Annotated in this window: 20 protein-coding genes and 1 tRNA gene; 7 read left to right on the forward strand and 14 right to left on the reverse strand. The window is 42.6% G+C overall.

Annotated features, from left to right (window positions below):
- Positions 1-29 precede the first annotated feature (29 nt).
- From O8C65_13135 to O8C65_13170, 8 genes are all read right to left on the reverse strand, one after another.
- Positions 30-185: a hypothetical protein gene (locus tag O8C65_13135; GenBank protein ID MCZ7357867.1), complete on the reverse strand. Its 156-nt coding sequence runs from the start codon at positions 183-185 to the stop codon at positions 30-32.
- Entirely contained in the window at positions 182-1,846 is a 1,665-nt protein-coding gene (locus O8C65_13140) for an ATP-dependent DNA ligase (protein MCZ7357868.1), read from the reverse strand. The genes O8C65_13135 and O8C65_13140 overlap by 4 nt, the downstream gene beginning before the upstream one ends.
- A gap of 94 nt (positions 1,847-1,940) precedes the next feature.
- Positions 1,941-2,543 (reverse strand): hypothetical protein, encoded by a 603-nt coding sequence (locus O8C65_13145; GenBank protein ID MCZ7357869.1) that lies wholly within the window; start codon positions 2,541-2,543, stop codon positions 1,941-1,943.
- 204 nt (positions 2,544-2,747) lie between these two features.
- A complete protein-coding gene (locus tag O8C65_13150; protein ID MCZ7357870.1) occupies positions 2,748-3,446 on the reverse strand; it encodes a recombinase RecA in 699 nt (232 codons plus the stop codon).
- A 24-nt stretch (positions 3,447-3,470) separates the two neighbouring features.
- Positions 3,471-4,325, reverse strand: a complete 855-nt coding sequence (locus O8C65_13155; GenBank protein MCZ7357871.1) for a response regulator — start codon at positions 4,323-4,325, stop codon at positions 3,471-3,473.
- A 30-nt stretch (positions 4,326-4,355) separates the two neighbouring features.
- Complete coding sequence (locus O8C65_13160; GenBank protein ID MCZ7357872.1) at positions 4,356-5,393, reverse strand: PAS domain S-box protein; 1,038 nt, start codon at positions 5,391-5,393, stop codon at positions 4,356-4,358.
- Complete coding sequence (locus tag O8C65_13165) at positions 5,362-6,369, reverse strand: PAS domain-containing protein (GenBank protein ID MCZ7357873.1); 1,008 nt, start codon at positions 6,367-6,369, stop codon at positions 5,362-5,364. Before O8C65_13165 ends, O8C65_13160 begins: the two co-directional genes overlap by 32 nt.
- 819 nt (positions 6,370-7,188) lie before the next feature.
- Positions 7,189-7,273, reverse strand: a tRNA-Leu gene (locus O8C65_13170).
- A 211-nt stretch (positions 7,274-7,484) separates the two neighbouring features.
- Between O8C65_13170 and O8C65_13175 the strand changes: the two genes are divergently transcribed.
- Genes O8C65_13175 through argJ form a run of 4 tightly spaced genes read left to right on the forward strand, consistent with a single transcriptional unit; the run spans position 7,485 to position 10,600 of the window.
- Positions 7,485-7,922, forward strand: coding sequence for a GIY-YIG nuclease family protein (locus O8C65_13175; protein ID MCZ7357874.1), 438 nt, complete (start codon positions 7,485-7,487; stop codon positions 7,920-7,922).
- A 7-nt stretch (positions 7,923-7,929) separates the two neighbouring features.
- Positions 7,930-8,940 (forward strand): N-acetyl-gamma-glutamyl-phosphate reductase, encoded by a 1,011-nt coding sequence (gene argC / locus O8C65_13180; GenBank protein ID MCZ7357875.1) that lies wholly within the window; start codon positions 7,930-7,932, stop codon positions 8,938-8,940.
- 7 nt (positions 8,941-8,947) lie between these two features.
- The gene (locus O8C65_13185; GenBank protein ID MCZ7357876.1) at positions 8,948-9,418 is read left to right on the forward strand and encodes a CBS domain-containing protein; all 471 of its coding nucleotides are present in this window, start codon (positions 8,948-8,950) and stop codon (positions 9,416-9,418) included.
- A 6-nt stretch (positions 9,419-9,424) separates the two neighbouring features.
- Positions 9,425-10,600, forward strand: a complete 1,176-nt coding sequence (argJ, locus tag O8C65_13190) for a bifunctional ornithine acetyltransferase/N-acetylglutamate synthase (protein MCZ7357877.1) — start codon at positions 9,425-9,427, stop codon at positions 10,598-10,600.
- A 223-nt stretch (positions 10,601-10,823) separates the two neighbouring features.
- Here argJ and O8C65_13195 read toward each other — a convergent pair whose 3' ends face one another.
- The 6 genes from O8C65_13195 to O8C65_13220 all read right to left on the reverse strand — a co-directional run bounded on the left by O8C65_13195 (position 10,824) and on the right by O8C65_13220 (position 14,657).
- Positions 10,824-11,564, reverse strand: coding sequence for an ArsR family transcriptional regulator (locus tag O8C65_13195; GenBank protein ID MCZ7357878.1), 741 nt, complete (start codon positions 11,562-11,564; stop codon positions 10,824-10,826).
- Between the two features lie 79 nt (positions 11,565-11,643).
- Entirely contained in the window at positions 11,644-12,690 is a 1,047-nt protein-coding gene (ftsY, locus tag O8C65_13200) for a signal recognition particle-docking protein FtsY (protein MCZ7357879.1), read from the reverse strand.
- Between the two features lie 53 nt (positions 12,691-12,743).
- Positions 12,744-13,184 carry a prefoldin subunit alpha gene (gene pfdA / locus O8C65_13205; protein MCZ7357880.1) on the reverse strand — a complete coding sequence of 147 codons (441 nt, stop codon included), beginning with the start codon at positions 13,182-13,184 and terminating at the stop codon, positions 12,744-12,746.
- A complete protein-coding gene (rpl18a, locus tag O8C65_13210) occupies positions 13,174-13,362 on the reverse strand; it encodes a 50S ribosomal protein L18Ae (GenBank protein MCZ7357881.1) in 189 nt (62 codons plus the stop codon). The genes pfdA and rpl18a overlap by 11 nt, the downstream gene beginning before the upstream one ends.
- Positions 13,363-13,576: 214 nt before the next feature.
- Positions 13,577-14,281, reverse strand: a complete 705-nt coding sequence (locus tag O8C65_13215) for a hypothetical protein (protein MCZ7357882.1) — start codon at positions 14,279-14,281, stop codon at positions 13,577-13,579.
- Entirely contained in the window at positions 14,271-14,657 is a 387-nt protein-coding gene (locus O8C65_13220; protein MCZ7357883.1) for a hypothetical protein, read from the reverse strand. Before O8C65_13220 ends, O8C65_13215 begins: the two co-directional genes overlap by 11 nt.
- 222 nt (positions 14,658-14,879) lie before the next feature.
- On the opposite strand from O8C65_13220, the gene O8C65_13225 reads away from it, so the two are divergent.
- From O8C65_13225 to O8C65_13235, 3 genes are all read left to right on the forward strand, one after another.
- Positions 14,880-15,203, forward strand: coding sequence for a hypothetical protein (locus O8C65_13225; protein MCZ7357884.1), 324 nt, complete (start codon positions 14,880-14,882; stop codon positions 15,201-15,203).
- A gap of 19 nt (positions 15,204-15,222) precedes the next feature.
- Complete coding sequence (locus tag O8C65_13230; protein MCZ7357885.1) at positions 15,223-15,921, forward strand: HAD family phosphatase; 699 nt, start codon at positions 15,223-15,225, stop codon at positions 15,919-15,921.
- 528 nt (positions 15,922-16,449) lie between these two features.
- Positions 16,450-16,657, forward strand: a 208-nt coding sequence (locus O8C65_13235; protein MCZ7357886.1) for a hypothetical protein, incomplete at its 3' end; no start/stop codon positions are given.

Here is a 16,657-nt window from a genome sequence, read left to right on the forward strand (position 1 = left end):
TCCCAAAATGCTTTTTCTATCCATGTTTTTCACCTTTTTATCATAATGTTCTGCCACTGCTTGAATAGCCCGTCCTTTAGGGTGGGGTTCTTTATTTCCTTTTCAAATTTTGTGCCTTTGAGAGCTTTGCACCTAAAGTCGGTCAAAAACGGTACTTTAGGTGCAAAGCTCATCGGATCTTTCATCGCCCTCTCTGTCCAATGTATACCTGTTCAACCCTCTCTATTGAATCCGCATCATCCGCCGATTTATCGCTTCTCACATTGACAAGCCTGGGAAAGCGAAGCGCATACCCGGAATCGTAGTTAGGGCTTTTCTGTATTTCCTCAAAAGCCACCTCAAAAACTATCTTCGGCTCAAAATCCAGATGTATCCCGCTTTCTGAAATCACCAGGTCCATGAATAATTTGGTCAACTCCTCGAGTTGCTCATCCGTTATGCCGGTAGCCACCCGCCCGATCGAAAGGAACTTGTCCGTATCCGGGTCACGGCATGCCAGTAAATAGGAACCGATAAGTTTTGTTCTTCTCCCTTCTCCCCATTCCCCCCCCACAACCACCAGGTCAAGTGTTTCCATAACAGGTTTTAATTTAAGCCAGTTCTTCCCTCTCTTTCCGGGTGAATAAAAGGAATCCGGATTTTTTAGCATTACTCCCTCATGGCCTGCAGCCAGTGCCTCCTTATAAATAGTTTCCACAACGGATATGTCGTGCGTGGTTTTCTGATCGGCCAGAATGCTTTTATCGCATGTTTCCTCAAGCCTGAGCCGCCTCTCCTTCAGGGGTTTATCGATAAGACTGTCGCCATTCAAATACATGATATCGAACAGGTTCAAGAAGAGAGGTATCTCAAGTGCAGTTTCTGAGATATCGTACTTTCGCCTGAAACGTTTCAGGATTTCCTGGAAAGCCATTGGGCGTTTGTCTTTACCAAGAGCTACTGCTTCACCATCAAGAATGACCCTTTGTGCAAAAACATTTGATCTTACGGATTTCACGATATCAGGTAGTGAAGACGTTACATTCTCAAGTTTGCGCGAATAGATGACAACACTGGAGCCGTCCTTGTGGATCTGTACACGCGCCCCGTCGAATTTCCATTCCACTGCCAGCTTCCCCATTTCTTCCACCGCTTCCTTCATGCCGGGTGCTATCTGAGCAAGCATAACTCTAAGAGGGCGCCCGATCAAGACACCTAGCTTCTCAAGACCAATTTTCCCTTCATTTTTCGCCGTATATGCCACGATCCCAAAATCGTTTACGATCATGTATCCCCGCTCGACAAGGTCCGCAGGAACCTCAAAGGCTTCTGCGATTGCATTCCTTACGATACCCTCTCCAACCCCGATGCGAAGTTCTTCTATAGCCAGACGCCCAATGTAGGGTATTTCAACAGGCCCTGAGGCGGCAAGCAGGTACTGGAGGTTCTTTATTTTCGCATCCTGTGACCCTTTTCCCTGGAGTCGAGCTATGGTCTGAAATCGCATGTATACATCGAGAATCGACAGTTTCTCATGTGAAAAAAAACCAAGATTCTTTTTGCCAGATTCCATTGCTTTTGCTGCCGCAAGGCCGATATCTCCCGTATCCCTCACGAATTCTTCTATGCGCTTAACAGGGAGGGAGGATATTTTAGATATGGCGGAATATAAAAGGCTCGGCCCGATACCAAGCTCTTCTTCACTCCAAACAGGGAACACGCGTCCCATGATGAAACGGCTTGAGATCTCAAGTTCATTGTCATCCACTTTCCTTAAAAAATCCGCAACGATTGAAGTCATTTCAAGCGACCCTGAGATCGACTCGATTTTGCTGCAGACCTCTGCAAATTCCTCAAAGGATGTCATAGAAGATAATTAGAACCACTCCCGCCGGGAATTGGGGAACCATATGATCGAGTTAAAAAATAGGGTAAATAAAAGGGGTTGGCCCTTTTATTCATTACTTGGTCGCATTAGCAAGTGCTGCTGCGTGAATGGCACCAATATCGGTACCGTGGCAATTTGTGCAGTATTTGCCTCTTGACAGATGTATTACGATAAGGTTACCCAGACTGGGTTTCAAATTGTCTGGCGGTGCAGCATGGCAATTTTCGCAAACTGCATAGTGACCTGGTCCTTCTCCCTTCTCTACCGTGGGGATCTTTGGTGGGAATCCGTGGCAAGTGTCACAGTTCAGGTTTACTGTACCAGGTCCTATGTGGATATTGTGGACCTGACTGCCGTGGCAGTTTATACAAAGTTTTCCACCATTGACGTGGGGAGAGTAATTCTGAGGGTTTACATGGCATAATTCGCATTTGATTGTCGCTACCTGGGAAGTTGTCGGTGCTGTTGAAGTGGCCCCTGCCGATGGGGTTCCTGTGGATGGTGGTGGTGGTGTTGCAGAAGTTCCTGTCGGAGTTGCAGCCGGCGTCTTTTCAGGCGTCCCTGCCGGCGCCAATTTGGTTGTACCCCCGAGGATAAAATAACCCCCCGCGGCAACAAGTATCAGGGCAACTATGATCGCAATGTAAATAGGTACCTTCGTCTCTTTATCGTCCATTTAAATATCACCATGCTAAATTGGGTTTTATATCTTTTAAATGTTTTGGTTTTACCTGAACCTGAGAAAAGCGCTGTTCAATAACATAGCGAAAGTCCTGAAACTCCATCCTGAAGGAAGATAACGCTGACATCACTGGGCTTCAAAAAGAGAAATATATAAATAATTAGTATTTTATATTTATATTGTCAGTTTTAACATCGGTCATCGGTTAATCCTTAGTTTTCCTCCTTCGATCTCATATTCAAGCCAGAGAGTGGGTTTTGATGACAGTCCGACAATTCTTATGTAATTCTTGTCATTTTCCTCTTTGATCTCAATGATACCATCAAAAAGTTGTTTTAATGTCGCTATTGTATGATCGTCATGCATGCCAACTTCTATTACAAAAATTCCAAGGGCTCCAGCTGCCTTGACGCGTCCTGTAAGAACATGCATGAACCTGAAAACGGTCTGGATATTTGAATACATCAATATTCCAGAAAGTGAATTGATATGAAGCTGGATTTTCAGGAGTTTCTTTTTCATGAGAAAATCCTCAAAAAACTGGCTTATGCGTACTCCTATTCCGGTCAAATCCACGGGACTGCTGGCAAATTTGATGTTTTCAGTTTCAATGGCAGTCACTCCAATCGATTTTGTAATGCAATCAATAATCCCTATCCTTGATAGCGGAAGTACCATTTTGTTCTCTTTGAACCATTCCAGGATTTGAGTAGGTGATTCATGAGTTGTTACCGTTATTAATGCATTTTCATTTATCTCCGCACCGTGAAACATTATATTGTACAAGATAATTTCTTTTTGGATCATTGGCGGACCGACCAGCATGATGTTCGTGCCATTTCTTATGCCTCCAATTGCATTATCCAGTTCTTCAATACCAAGTTTATAATCACTCATTGTTCCCCCTCCTAATGGTATGGTTTAATCCGATTTTCGCGTTTCATAAACTCTGTTGCGTTCAATGATGTCATAGAAAATCAGTACAATACCAATGATGTTATCTTTGTCATCATTGATAGTTGAACCGATAATATCTACGGGTATTTTCATACCTTCCTTTGTTATCAATACCGTATGATCTGCTAGACCGTAAAAAATATCTTCTCGAATGGCCTTCGTTACAGGGTTTTCTACCTGTTTGTCAGATTCTTCGCTAATAATATTGAATACGGTTGTCAGAGGTTTACCTGAAGCATCTTCCTGCTTCCAGCCCGTCAGTGCCTCTGCAATTGGATTCATAAGTCTTATGGTTCCTTCCGGGTCAGTTGCAATCACTGAATCACCTATACTTTGAATTACTGCAACAAGCCATTGATTGCTCTCTTTCAATCTCCGTTCACTTTCTTTTAATTTCTGTTCCATATAATGTTTGTAGAGGGCAATCTCAATAGTAATCTGTAATTCTCTTTCTCTGAATGGTTTAATCAAATACCCGAAAGGTTCTGTTAATTTTGCTCGTTCCAGTGTTTTTTCATCAGCGTAAGCTGTGAGGTACACGATCGGGGTGTCTAAATGGGAGCGTATTTGCTCAGCAGCTTCAATCCCATCCATCTTACCATGTATTACAATATCCATCAGCACCAGATCAGGATTATTTTCTCTCGTCTTTTTAATAGCCTCTTCTCCTGAAGATACTATTACTGGAACAGTATATCCCATCTTCTTCAATCTTCGTTGTATATCTTCGGCAATAGTAATTTCATCTTCAACAACAAGTATCTGTTTTACGGTCTTATCCGATCTTCTTTCTATGCCTTCATCGACAATAATTCCCATCTTTAACACCCTGTATTTGTATCTCTGGGGTCATTTTATCCCTCTAAATTTTATTTTAAACTCTGTTCCTTTAATTCGATTAAGATTGATTTCACCGTGAAGTTGATTTTCTGCTAGCGTTGTGACAAGATGTAAACCCAATGACTCGGTTTTTCTGAAATCCAAATCTTTCGGTATACCAATACCATCATCGCTGACCACGAGTTCAAGCATAGTTTCACCAATCGAGCGAAATGCTATCTTAATTTCACCGCCGGTGCCTGCTGGAAATGCATATTTTAGAGAATTAGTAACCAGTTCATTAATTATCAATCCGCATGGAGTCGCAAAATCAATATCCAATGGAATGTTTTCGATATTCATGTTTAGTGTTATTTTGCTTCCATTAACTTCAAATGTTTGAATAACGTCAGCTATCATATCACTAATGTACTCATTGAAGTCGATTTTTGCTAAGTTTTTGGACTGATAAAGTTTTTCATGGACAAGAGCTATCGATAATATTCTGTTCTGGCTTTCTATAAACATATCAATCACGTTTTTATCTCTGATGTATTGGGATTGATGTGCTAGTAGACTGGAAACAATCATCAGATTGTTTTTGACACGATGGTGAATCTCCCTCAAAAGTATTTCTTTTTCTTTGAGGGACTGAATGATCTGCTCCTGAGCCTGCTTTTGCTCTGTGGCATCTTTAATAACAACAACATATTTCACTTCGCCTTTTATTTTCACTTTATTATTACTTACAAAGATATCTCTTCGTGATCCGTTTTTTGTTACAATTGCTGCTTCATAAGGCTTACTTATACCTTGTTGGATTTCTTCCCAACGCATTCGCATGAACTCATGCTTATCCTCCGGAATGACTTTCATAAACGGTTCACCAATAAGCTCATCCATAGGCCATCCGAGTATTTTTGAAAATGCAACATTACCATACTCGAACTTTCCTTCTGTATCAACCACAAATATCCCGTCAACTGATGTTTTAATGATAGTATCAATATAATTGTTTGATTCTTTTAGTTTTTCTTCAGCCCGCTTGCGCTCTGTAATATCTCTCATGACGGCCAACAGCATCCTGGTTCCATAGGTCGGGTCGTGGATCGGTACGGCATAGGTTTTCCATCCATAGACGGTTGCCTTTCATGCTGATCATAGCAAATTCCAATTTCCCCTTGTTTCCCCGGCAAATGTTTTCATGGAAGTCGCGCCAAACATCACGGTATTCTGGCGCGATAAGATCATATAATGTGGCCCCGATGACTCCTTCACCGTGCTCACATTCGATCATATCCAGTCCGGCCCGGTTAATGGAAACCAGTTTGCTGTCCGCATCCACGACGGTCACGCATTCTGGTTCTGCTTCGATAATGGCGCACAAATGCTCCTGGCTTGCCAGCAGCGCTTCTTCCGCTCTCTTGCGATCGGTGATTTCCTTATCCCCGCGCGTGAGGGCTTGGTTCATCACCTGGATTGAGGAAAACGTAAGAATGCCAACCCAGGCGAAGATAACGGTATAGGCTACCCACTGGGTTATCGTAACGGAATAATTCGGATGCGGCAACAGTCCAGCATTTTCTGCCCCAATCAATCCGCCAACAAGGAGCGAACAGAGCGCGGTGGTTATCATCATCCCGCGAATGTCAAACAATAAACCCCCAGTGATGACTACCAACAAGTACATCGCCGTTGTGGGCGCGCGAATGGTACCTATGCTTGCCACGACTGCCGTGATCAGGACGAGTCCCATTGTGATCAGTCCAATCCTCGCCAGGCGCACTCTGCCGCGATGCATCCACGAGCGCAGAACCAGGCAAAATGCAAACGCCAACACTTCCGCTGCGAACGAAGTAAGAGAACTTTTGCCTCCCAGCAGATCGCCGATTAAGAGAATGGGCACAAGCATCGAAATGTTGGTCAAGGCAGAATTGAGTAAATTGGCACGAAGCGTCTTGATTTCATCGTCCAGGAACACTGGCGGCGCTAACCAGCGTTTTATATAAAGCATCATCGGATTACCCCATCCTGACTTTTCCATTACTCAAGTAGTTACATAAACTTTCAGTTATAATTTTCGGTCAAATTTTTAGTTGGGATACAAAATACCTGGAAGGGGTAGAGCTACTTCAGGACAGAACCCCGCTTGTTATATCCCAGAAAAATTTAAAAAAATTATCCAGAATAAAGAGAATTGAAGAGAAGCTGATTGCCGAAAAATGATATCAGGCTCTTTTCCCTTAGTTACCTTAATACCTTTTATGGACAATTTTCATTATCCAGAATAAATACTAAGACAACGATCTATTTTTGTGCACTTAAATCAAAAAGAATCCTTTTGTTTGACTTAAATTCTTCCGATATTGTATTTTTGTCTTGCTGTCTTGATAACTTCTTTTATTTGTTGGGGAACATGCTCAATACATAGGCTATTTCCATCAAAGATAAACTCTGCTTCTGCTAGACATTTAATACATTTTAATTTCATTATCAATCACTAGTTGGTTTCTTTCTACCCTATTGTTATTTAACCTTTGTATATTGTTTTCTTTTAAAAATTTATCCAGAATAAAAAGTAAAAACCATAATTTATTTTTCTATAATTATTTTGGTTGCCCTGTAACATTGGCATCGACATCATTTTTCATTGATTCCCATTTCTTTAATTCCCAGATTAAAATTTTACGGCGCAAGATTTGTTAGGATTAAATAATGGAGAATAAGGAGCTGGCGATAAAAAAGGGTGATCGAAGGGCTAGAGATAAGTTCGCCAGTCTCAATCTATTATTTGCTGCACAAATACAAGACAGATGTTGTGAAGAATGATGACAACTTTAATTTCCCAGGAAATAATCAGAAGTGCGAGGGATGGGATTTGAACCCACGAACCCCTTCGGGATTAGCCCCTAAAGCTAACGCCTTTGACCGGACTGGGCGACCCTCGCATTTTACGCCATAGATTACGTAAGTTTCTTATCAGATAAAGTCCTATTTTTAATCACCTTTTTTCGTGTTATGCGGCCATAAATCTTATGTGATATTTCGTGGAAGACCTAAATCCTGCGCCTTGACCGGGCCGGGCGACCTCCGTACTTTTGCCTATAAATGATTTTTATTGCATAAAGCTTTGTTTAGCTGCACAATAGGTGGGATAATATGAAAGGAGTTTACGTTTTAATTCTGAGGCTGGACAACGATACCGATATCCGAACAGGTGGACTAGGAGTGCTTTGTTTTAAAAAAGGGTATTATGCCTATGTTGGTTCTGCTCTTGGGGCTGGAGGATTCAAGCGTGTAACAAGGCATTTCGATGTAGCTTCGGGGAAAAACAGTACAAGAAAATGGCATATCGATTACCTCCTTCCGCACTCGGAGGTAATTTGCGCGGTTTTTTCACCAACTGACGATGCCCTCGAATGCATTGTCGCAAAAATTTTAGGTGAATTTTCAGGTGCTATACAGGGCTTTGGGTGCAGCGACTGCACATGCGAATCGCATCTTTTTTTTACAGGTGGAAATATAATGGATGAGGCTTCGCACATCTGCGAAGGTGTCTCTGGAAACGAAAGTATCATTATTTACCCGAACATGTAGGAAGTATATGGACATCGGAATCATTGGAGGCTCCGGATACACGGGCGGAGAGCTTCTTCGCTTGCTGGCAGGGCATCCGGAAGCAAATGTCGTGGCCGTTACATCCCGGAGCAGGAAAGGGCAAAAAGTCAGCGATACCCACGCACATCTTCGGAAAATATACGAATTGGATTTCGAAGATCTGAGCGCAGAGGAAGTCGCATCACGCTCCGATATCGTATTTACAGCAGTTCCACACGGTACTGCCATGCAGGTCGTCCCTTCGCTGCTTGATGCCGGCGTGAAAGTCATCGATCTTAGCGCAGATTATCGTCTCAAGACATCGGTTTTTGAAAAGGTCTACAACCTGAAGCATACCGATCCAAGGGTTGCAGTCTATGGCATACCGGAGCTCCATCCCGAAGTGGCAGGGGAAAATTTCATAGCGAACCCGGGCTGCTACCCAACTGGAGCATCTCTTGCCGCCGCGCCCCTCGCTGATGCCGGACTTATCGAGCGCGCAGTATTCGATTCCAAAAGCGGGATCTCAGGGGCCGGCGCAGAGCCATCGGAAGTATCTCATTATCCCAACATGGCAGAGAACATCCAGGCTTATAAACTCACATCCCACCGCCATCGCGCCGAGATAGTGCAGGAACTCTCGCGCCTGGACGGTAATCTTACCAAGATCAGCTTTACTCCCCATGTCATCCCTTCCGTGAGGGGGATCCTTACCACGGCGCACATTTTTGTGAAGAAGGAATTGAACGATAAAGAAGTGAACGACATTTATTGCAATTTCTATGGGGATAAGCCATTTATCCGGCTGATAAAAGGAATCCCAATGCTGGGAAGCGTGCGCGGTTCCAATTTTTGCGATATAGGTTTTGAGATAGAAAAAGGCAGTGACAGGATAGTTATTATATCTGCGATAGACAATCTTGTTAAAGGAGCATCCGGTCAGGCGATACAGAACATGAACCTGATGTTCGGACTTGATGAAAAGACAGGGCTCTGGACACCGGCCACTGCTCCATGAGGTTAAAATGAAAATAAGAGATGTAATGAATAAAAACGTGATCTTCTGCAAACCCGATGATCCTGTGAGTACCCTTGCAAAACTCTTCAAAGAGAACCATATCAGCGGTATGCCGGTCGTCGAAAATGAAAAAGTCGTCGGTATCGTTTCTGAAACTGATCTGCTGAAATTATTCAAAGCCCCAGAATTTTCAGGAGGATTGTGGCTTCCAAGCCCGCTTGAAGTCATAGAGCTACCCCTGAGGAACCTTGTCAGGCTTGAAGAAATGAAAAAAGCACTCGAGGATGTGAAATTGAAGCATATCCGGAGCATTATGAAAAAAACGGTTCACTCCATATCTCCCGACGATAGTCTGGAAGAGGCTTCAGGCAAGATGGTCAGGCACAACGTCAACAGGCTGCCAGTCATTGAGAATGGAAAGCTTGTGGGGATCGTGGCGCGAAGCGATATAATCAGGGGACTCTCATCAGCGGAATAGAATCCTATGAAGCTCATCGAAGGCGGAATCTGTGCTGTCAGGGGTGTGAGGGCAAACGGGATCAAACAGGGAAAGAACGGTCTTGCGATCATCGTTCCTGATGCCAAGAGCCTTTCTACATCTGGCGTTTTCACACGCAACAAGGTCATTGCAGCCCCGCTAATTGTCACGCGAGATGCGCTCGCGAAAGGAGAGCTCAAAGGTATTATCGCGAACAGTGGATGTGCCAATGCATTCACGGGTGAGAAGGGCATAACCGATGCAAAGTGGATGGCAGGCATACTTGCAAACAAACTGAAATGCAGGCCCGATGAGATCGGAGTGGGGTCAACGGGTGTTATAGGACGGTACCTGGACAGGGTATGGATCGAGGAACATCTGGACGAAGTTTATCGAAATCTCAGAGGTGAAGGAGAAGCAAGTAAAGCCGCGGCAAGAGCCATTATGACCACAGACACAGCGATGAAAGAAATAGCAATAGAGCTGGATAACGGGGTACGTATCGGCGGGATCTCCAAAGGGTCAGGGATGATCGAACCGAACATGGGTACTATGCTTGCGTTCCTCTATACAGATGCAGTACTATCCAGAGAAGCGCTTGATGAATCCTTAAAAAAAGCAGTTGACAGGAGCTTCAATATGGTAGTGGTGGATGGGGATACGAGTACGAACGACATAGCGATACTGACCGCCACAGGGTACCATGAGATCGAGGAAGAGGAATTCCAGGAGGGGCTTGATTTTGTGTGCATGAGCCTTTCCAGGATGATAGCAAGGGATGGGGAAGGCGCGACCAGATTGATAGAGGCAAGGGTCAAGGGCGCGCTGTCTCTGGAAGACGCAAAGAAAGCGGCAAAAGCAATCGTACGTTCGCCGCTTGTGAAGACAGCGATATTCGGAAAAGACCCGAACTGGGGAAGGGTCGTGGCCGCTGCAGGCTATTCAGGCGCAGAGGTCGACCAGGATAAGATATCCCTGAAATTCTCAAATAATAACAGCGAGGCTGTGCTTGTTGATTCGGGCAGGATTATTGAAGGAAAGCTTGAGGCCCTAAAGAGCATTATGGAAAGCGATGAGATCATTATTGAAGTGGATATAGGTCTTGGGGATTTTGAGGCGATTGCGTGGGGCTGCGACCTGACATACGATTATGTGAAGATCAATGCGATGTACACGACATAGAAAATAAGGAAATACAAGAATACAAAAATTTCCAAAGGGGAATTATGTCCGGACATTCATATTTGGGCTTCCGAAGCATCTCGAAGGCGTTGTCAGGAAAATAATGGACACTTTGACCTTGTTTTGAGAACTATATAACATAGGGTAAAAAAACATCAGGTGAAAAAATTTGGTTCCATGATTGAAAATCAGGTTCCGGGAATTACTACTTTTCCAGCCACGTCTATATTTCCTGGATCACAAACCTGCAATGCCGATGCCCCGTCCCGCAGCATTCGGTTTCCCTGACGATCCAATCAAGGTTCAGCCGGCTTGAAATAACCCCTTCGATAATCCCTTCATCCATGGAGCACAGCGTTTTCCCCACATTCGGCATTTTCCCGCAATGATAGCAATTGGTGACCAGAATTACCGGGCTTTGATCATTGATTATCGTCATATTCCCGAGATTATGGGCTTTCCAGAAAACCGAGAGTTCATTCAAAATCCCTTCGAAATCATCCGATTCAATCACTCTCCCGATCTTGATACCGATGTCTGTTCCCAGCCTTTTCATAATTGGCTTCGGGTTAAAACCATAGGCTTCCATACCATATCGGACCGTATGGAAAATATGGTGAATAAGAGAATCGCCATTAAGCCCCGGGAGCGCAATCTCTTCCAGATGCGAATCATATTGATCTCGCATTGGCTTCTCCGAACAGGCAAAGCATATCGAATTCAACACGAAATATTTTTTGCGCTTATCATTAGGATAAGTCCTTTCCTGTATCAGGTCTAATTTTTCAAGATCATCCAGGTGCACCGATATGGTGGATTTGGCTTTCCCTGATTCCTCCACAAGGTCGTCAAAAGAAGTTGTTCCTTTTCCCAGAAGCTCGAGTATCTTTAATTTCACAGGGCTGTCCAGAGCAACTATACCGGAATCGGTAGAATAAATCATAGTATTCTGGTCATTACCCATGTATTTCTAAATAGTCTTGGTAATATAAATAATGTTCGTTTTTGTACGAAACTTTACCTTACTAGGCTATTTCGGCAGGTCATTCAAACAATCGATCCAGCAACCATTCAGGATCGAATTTTACCAGGTCTTTATAACTCTGACCAACTCCAAGGAATAATATCGGTTTGCCTGTTGTGTATGCTATGGAGATCGCCGCCCCGCCTTTTGCATCTGCATCCTGTTTTGTAAGGATGCTTCCATTAAATGGCACCGCGCTGTTGAAAAGCTTGGCGCGTTCTACCGCGTCGTTCCCCGCAACGGCTTCATCCACGAAGATAACAAGATCCGGGCTGTTAACCCTGCAGACCTTCTTCAACTGGTCCATCAGGTTTATGTTGGTGTGCATTCTCCCCGCAGTGTCCGCAAGCACGACATCTTTGTGTTTTGCCCTGGCATATTGGATCGCATCGTATATTACGGCAGCGGGGTCTGCGCCTTCCTGGTGTTTTATTATCTTTATTCCAAGCGCTTCGGCATGCCTTTCGATCTGCTCGATGGCACCTGCGCGAAAAGTATCACCTGCCGCTATAACGATAGAATATCCCTGATCTTTGAAGCGCTCCGCCATTTTTGCGATAGTCGTAGTTTTACCCGTTCCGTTCACACCCACAAAAACAATGCTCACGGGCTTATTTGATTTTTTGACGAAAGCATCAAAATCAAAGGATTCTACAGAGATCACTTTTGATATTGCCTTTCTTAAGGCAGTTTCAACGATCTTTCCTGCATCTGAGCCGATCTTTCTCCGCGTCCCGACCAGTTCGGATTTCACCGAATCCACTATTTTTTCAGCCACAGGGAGCGCAACATCGCTTTCCATGAGAGCCATCTCAAGATCCCAAAGTGGGTCTTTCAGGCTTTTCTCATCGATGATGAATTCCTGTTCAAATACTGCGGCTTTTATTTTATCTAATACCCCTATCTTTTCAGCTGGCTTGACAGAAATTGCAGCCTCTGCGGGGGCAACTTTCTCGACCTCAGGTTTCGGGGGTTCCCCTATGATAGCCTCTTTTTCTTTCTCCTTTATTGCGCCCCCAAGGATCTTTTTGAAGCCGCCAAGCTTTTCTTTGAGCTTATCAAACATGGTTTGAATTCAAAAAAGTCTCCGCATTAAAAAACGGATTTTTATACAAAATCTTATTCAGCACGCATTGGCTGCTGGGATTGCTCGTGTTTTTGCGCGATCTTCTCGATATTCTCAAGTTCCTGGCCGAGTCTTGTGAGCGTAGTGTTCAGTTGCTCATTATATTTCGACAGCTCGTCTTTTCGTTTCTCAAGGAGGACCTTTGCATCATCGACCTTCTTTTCGACGCTCACTCCGGCGCCAATCCCTATCACCACCTTACCGGGATTGGTGAGGGTAGCGCTTACAAAAGAACCGAAACCGATAGGAACGAGCGTTTCCTTCCCTGCGGGTTCATCTTTCAAGGCAGCGATAGTGGTCAGTGCGGTCTCCACTTCTTTCACTGTCAACTGGACCATGTTCATTTGCTGGGCCACGGACTCGGCCTGATACTGGTATTGCTGGTGCTTTGCCCCCAATTCCTGGAGCTGCTGTGGTGTCAGTTTATCGCTCATCCTTAGCCTCTTCCGTTGATTCTATCTTTATCAGACGGCGCTCCAGGCCATGCTCGCTTCCGATCAATGAATATGCTTTATCAATGGCATTTTTTTTATTCAAGCTCGCTATCTTTTTGGTAAACCGTTCTTTTCGATCTCCTGCTTTGAAAGTTCCTTTCACTATAAAATTCATAATATCACCTGAATTGGGCATGTCTTATACCCTCAAAGATATATAACTACCTTTTTAACGAGACCGTTTCTATTTGTGTTGGTAGTTATCCTAAGATACAATATATAATTTAAAATATGGGTTGTGGGTAAATTGTAGTACTTTTACCAGTGATTTTATCTTTTCTATCATTGGTCAAATATTTGCACAGCGTACCATGCCTTTGAAATCTGGGAATTCAATATTTAATAATTTTACCAAAATTTTTAATTAATTCTTTACAAAGCTTTTCATCAATAGTAATATGCTCAAATTTGTTTAACATAATTAAAGAAGGAAGTTCTTTTTCAGCAACACTGCCTAACCAATCTGTAATTATCAAATCATCATCATTAATCCTCAATTTTTCCTCAAAATAATGTGACGGATAATAATCATCATGTAATACAATTTTACGCTGGGGGCTGATAGTTATACAATAGTAATATAAAAAATCAGGATTTTTTAAACCTTCAAGTTTCAGTTTTTTAATTTCCTGATTAATGATTTGTTTTGTAACGATTTCTACTTCATCAATTGTTTTTTTAAAATTATTATTAAATTCTAAACTATAATCATTGCCATGTGCGATTTTCTTATTTCTAAATTCTTGAACTCTTGAAATTATCCTATAGTCTATATAATTGGACTGGAGGAATTTTTTTAAATCTTCTGATGTCGACCGTTTTGATTTAACAAAATTTCTGGTGAATTCTTCTAAACATCTATAATAATTCATGAATTTTTCAATTTTCGTATTTGATAGTTTAGCGAGCGTAAACCAAATTAAAGCTTTTTGAAGTGATGAGTTAGGTTCTATATTTTGTTCTAATATTTTTAAATCATTTTCTAAAAATTTCCATTTTCCTAATCTTAATAGTTGAAAATCATCACTACTGGTCAATGTCAATCTCAATTGGCGAAACCAAATTTTGGTTTTGCTTCGTAATACCAACGGCAATAAATGGCACTAATTCCCCTAAAATTAAAGTATGAAATGAAAACGTGCGTAGGGCGAATTCTTGAATATATTGAATATCATCTCCAGAAAAGGTTAAATCGTATTTTTTAAGATAATACTCTGAATCAAATACAATCTGCGATTCATTAGTCTCGGTATTTACATTTTCATAGAAATATCTATCTAAAACAAAATAAAATTTCAATTCATTATCTTTTAAATTAGTTATTATATCATTATTTTCTAATATTTCGTGAATAGGATATTTATATATCCTACTTTCTAAATATTTATCTCCCCACAAACTAGTTTTTCTCATCGAATCATCCATTTGAAGGTAATTGTTAATGGAACAACATAATATATAAAATGTTATTTTGCCATTTTTGCTTAAAAACCGTGTATAATTCTTGTAATACACCAATTTAATGAGATTTACTTCAATTCGTATTGGTAGTTATAAGAATATACAATAGATCTTAATGGATTGACCTAAAAACTACTTGAAATAAGACTTCCGTGCAAAAGGTACGGGAAATCTATGAAGTTGTTCAATATAAGGGATCTTTACAGGGAAAAGTACAGGGAATACATAGTGGGCTCAGAAGAGATACAAAAGCACAGCGTGTATCTTGTTTATGGGGAAGCTCCCGGAGGGGATAAAAGAGAAATGGCTCCCGGTGGCCATGACGAGATTCTTTTTCTTTTGTCAGGGGAAGCGAGACTTGAGAACAATGACACCAGAATATCCTTGAAAAAAGAAGAGGCAGTTTATATGAACCCTGATGAGACTTTCACTTTTACGGCGCTATCCGACTGCAAGTATGTTGTGGCAGGGACACATACTGCGCCGCACGAGCATTAATAGAGTCTTTTTATTTTTCATGAAAGCTATCATCTTTGATATGGACGGCGTGCTTGTAGATTCCATGGCAGACCATGCCGAGGCATGGAAGCAGGCGCTGGCGACAGTGAAGATAATCATCGACAGGAAAGATATCTACGAGCTTGAGGGTTCGAACCACATGCAGATAGTTGAATTGGTATTCAGGCATTTCGGTCTGATTCCGACAGAAGAGATTGTGCAAGAACTGAGCAGCAAAAAGGTGGAGATATTCAACCGGATAGAGCATGTGAGACCTTTTAAGGGAATAAAAGAACTGCTTCTATCACTGAAATCAAAATACAAGCTCGCCGTGGTTTCAGGCTCCAATGGCAAGACCGTTCACAGTTTCATGGAAACCTTTTTTCCCGGTATTTTCCAGGTGATCGTGGATGGAGATGAAGTTAAAAAAAGCAAGCCTTCACCAGAGCCATACCTCATGGCCGTCGAAAAGCTCGGTTTGGGAAAAGAGCATTGCCTCGTCATCGAGAATTCACCTCTCGGGATACGCTCTGCAAAAAGCGCAGGTCTCAGATGCCTCGGGATCCCAACATATCTGGAGAGGGAATACTTGAAGGAAGCCGATGTCATTGTGGAGAACCACAGGGAGCTGGGGAAGTATATACAACTGGAGGAAGAGCGAGAGGAAGAAGCTGAGGAAGGCGTAAATAAGGAGACCATTACATTAGCATTGGTATAATTTTTATTTCTTTGCGTACTTCGAGTTCTAAGTATGAAAAACAACTAATTTGTGCAAACTGATGCGAACTCAAGCTATCAGAGTTCGTACAAGTTCGTATTAGTTCGCTGTCAATGTTATGTGCTTTTTCATTGTTTTCTATGAACCACGTTCAGAGAACAAGAATGAAAAAGACCATAAGTACCGGATTTTCGTTCCGGTTTAACAGTGATAGAACACGGATTGCACAGATGACACGGATACACGCGGATTAAAATTATCTGTGAAAATCCGTCCAATCCGTGTCATCCGTGTTCACATCAAAAACTGAACCGAAGTGGCGTCAATAGTTAAACGCAGCAATAAGAATTCAGGAAAAAGAAAACATCATAGGGCGGAGATGTTCTCCCTTAATTCCTGGGAAGGCGCAAATTGACTCCCAGAGTTTGAGGCAGGAACTTGCGTGTGAGGGCCTGAAAAGGGGAAAATAAGAAGACCATTTACTGCAAATTACACCCCCAGATGAACTCAGCCAAATGATTCAAAACCTTGATCACATATTTTGACAGTCCGGCGCGCCGATATGAATCCGATGCAGCTACTGTTTCTGAAAATAACAAACCGCAGATGAGCGTACTATTAACACTTTCGGTCAGCATTATCTTAACGGCGCTGGGGTTACGACCCCAGACCCCAACGGATGCGCCGCCGCTGGCGGGGTTTAACACGAAATCACCGGTTGCATATTTTCACGATT

It is taken from the genome of Candidatus Methanoperedens sp. (genome assembly GCA_027460535.1).
Taxonomy (GTDB): domain Archaea; phylum Halobacteriota; class Methanosarcinia; order Methanosarcinales; family Methanoperedenaceae; genus Methanoperedens.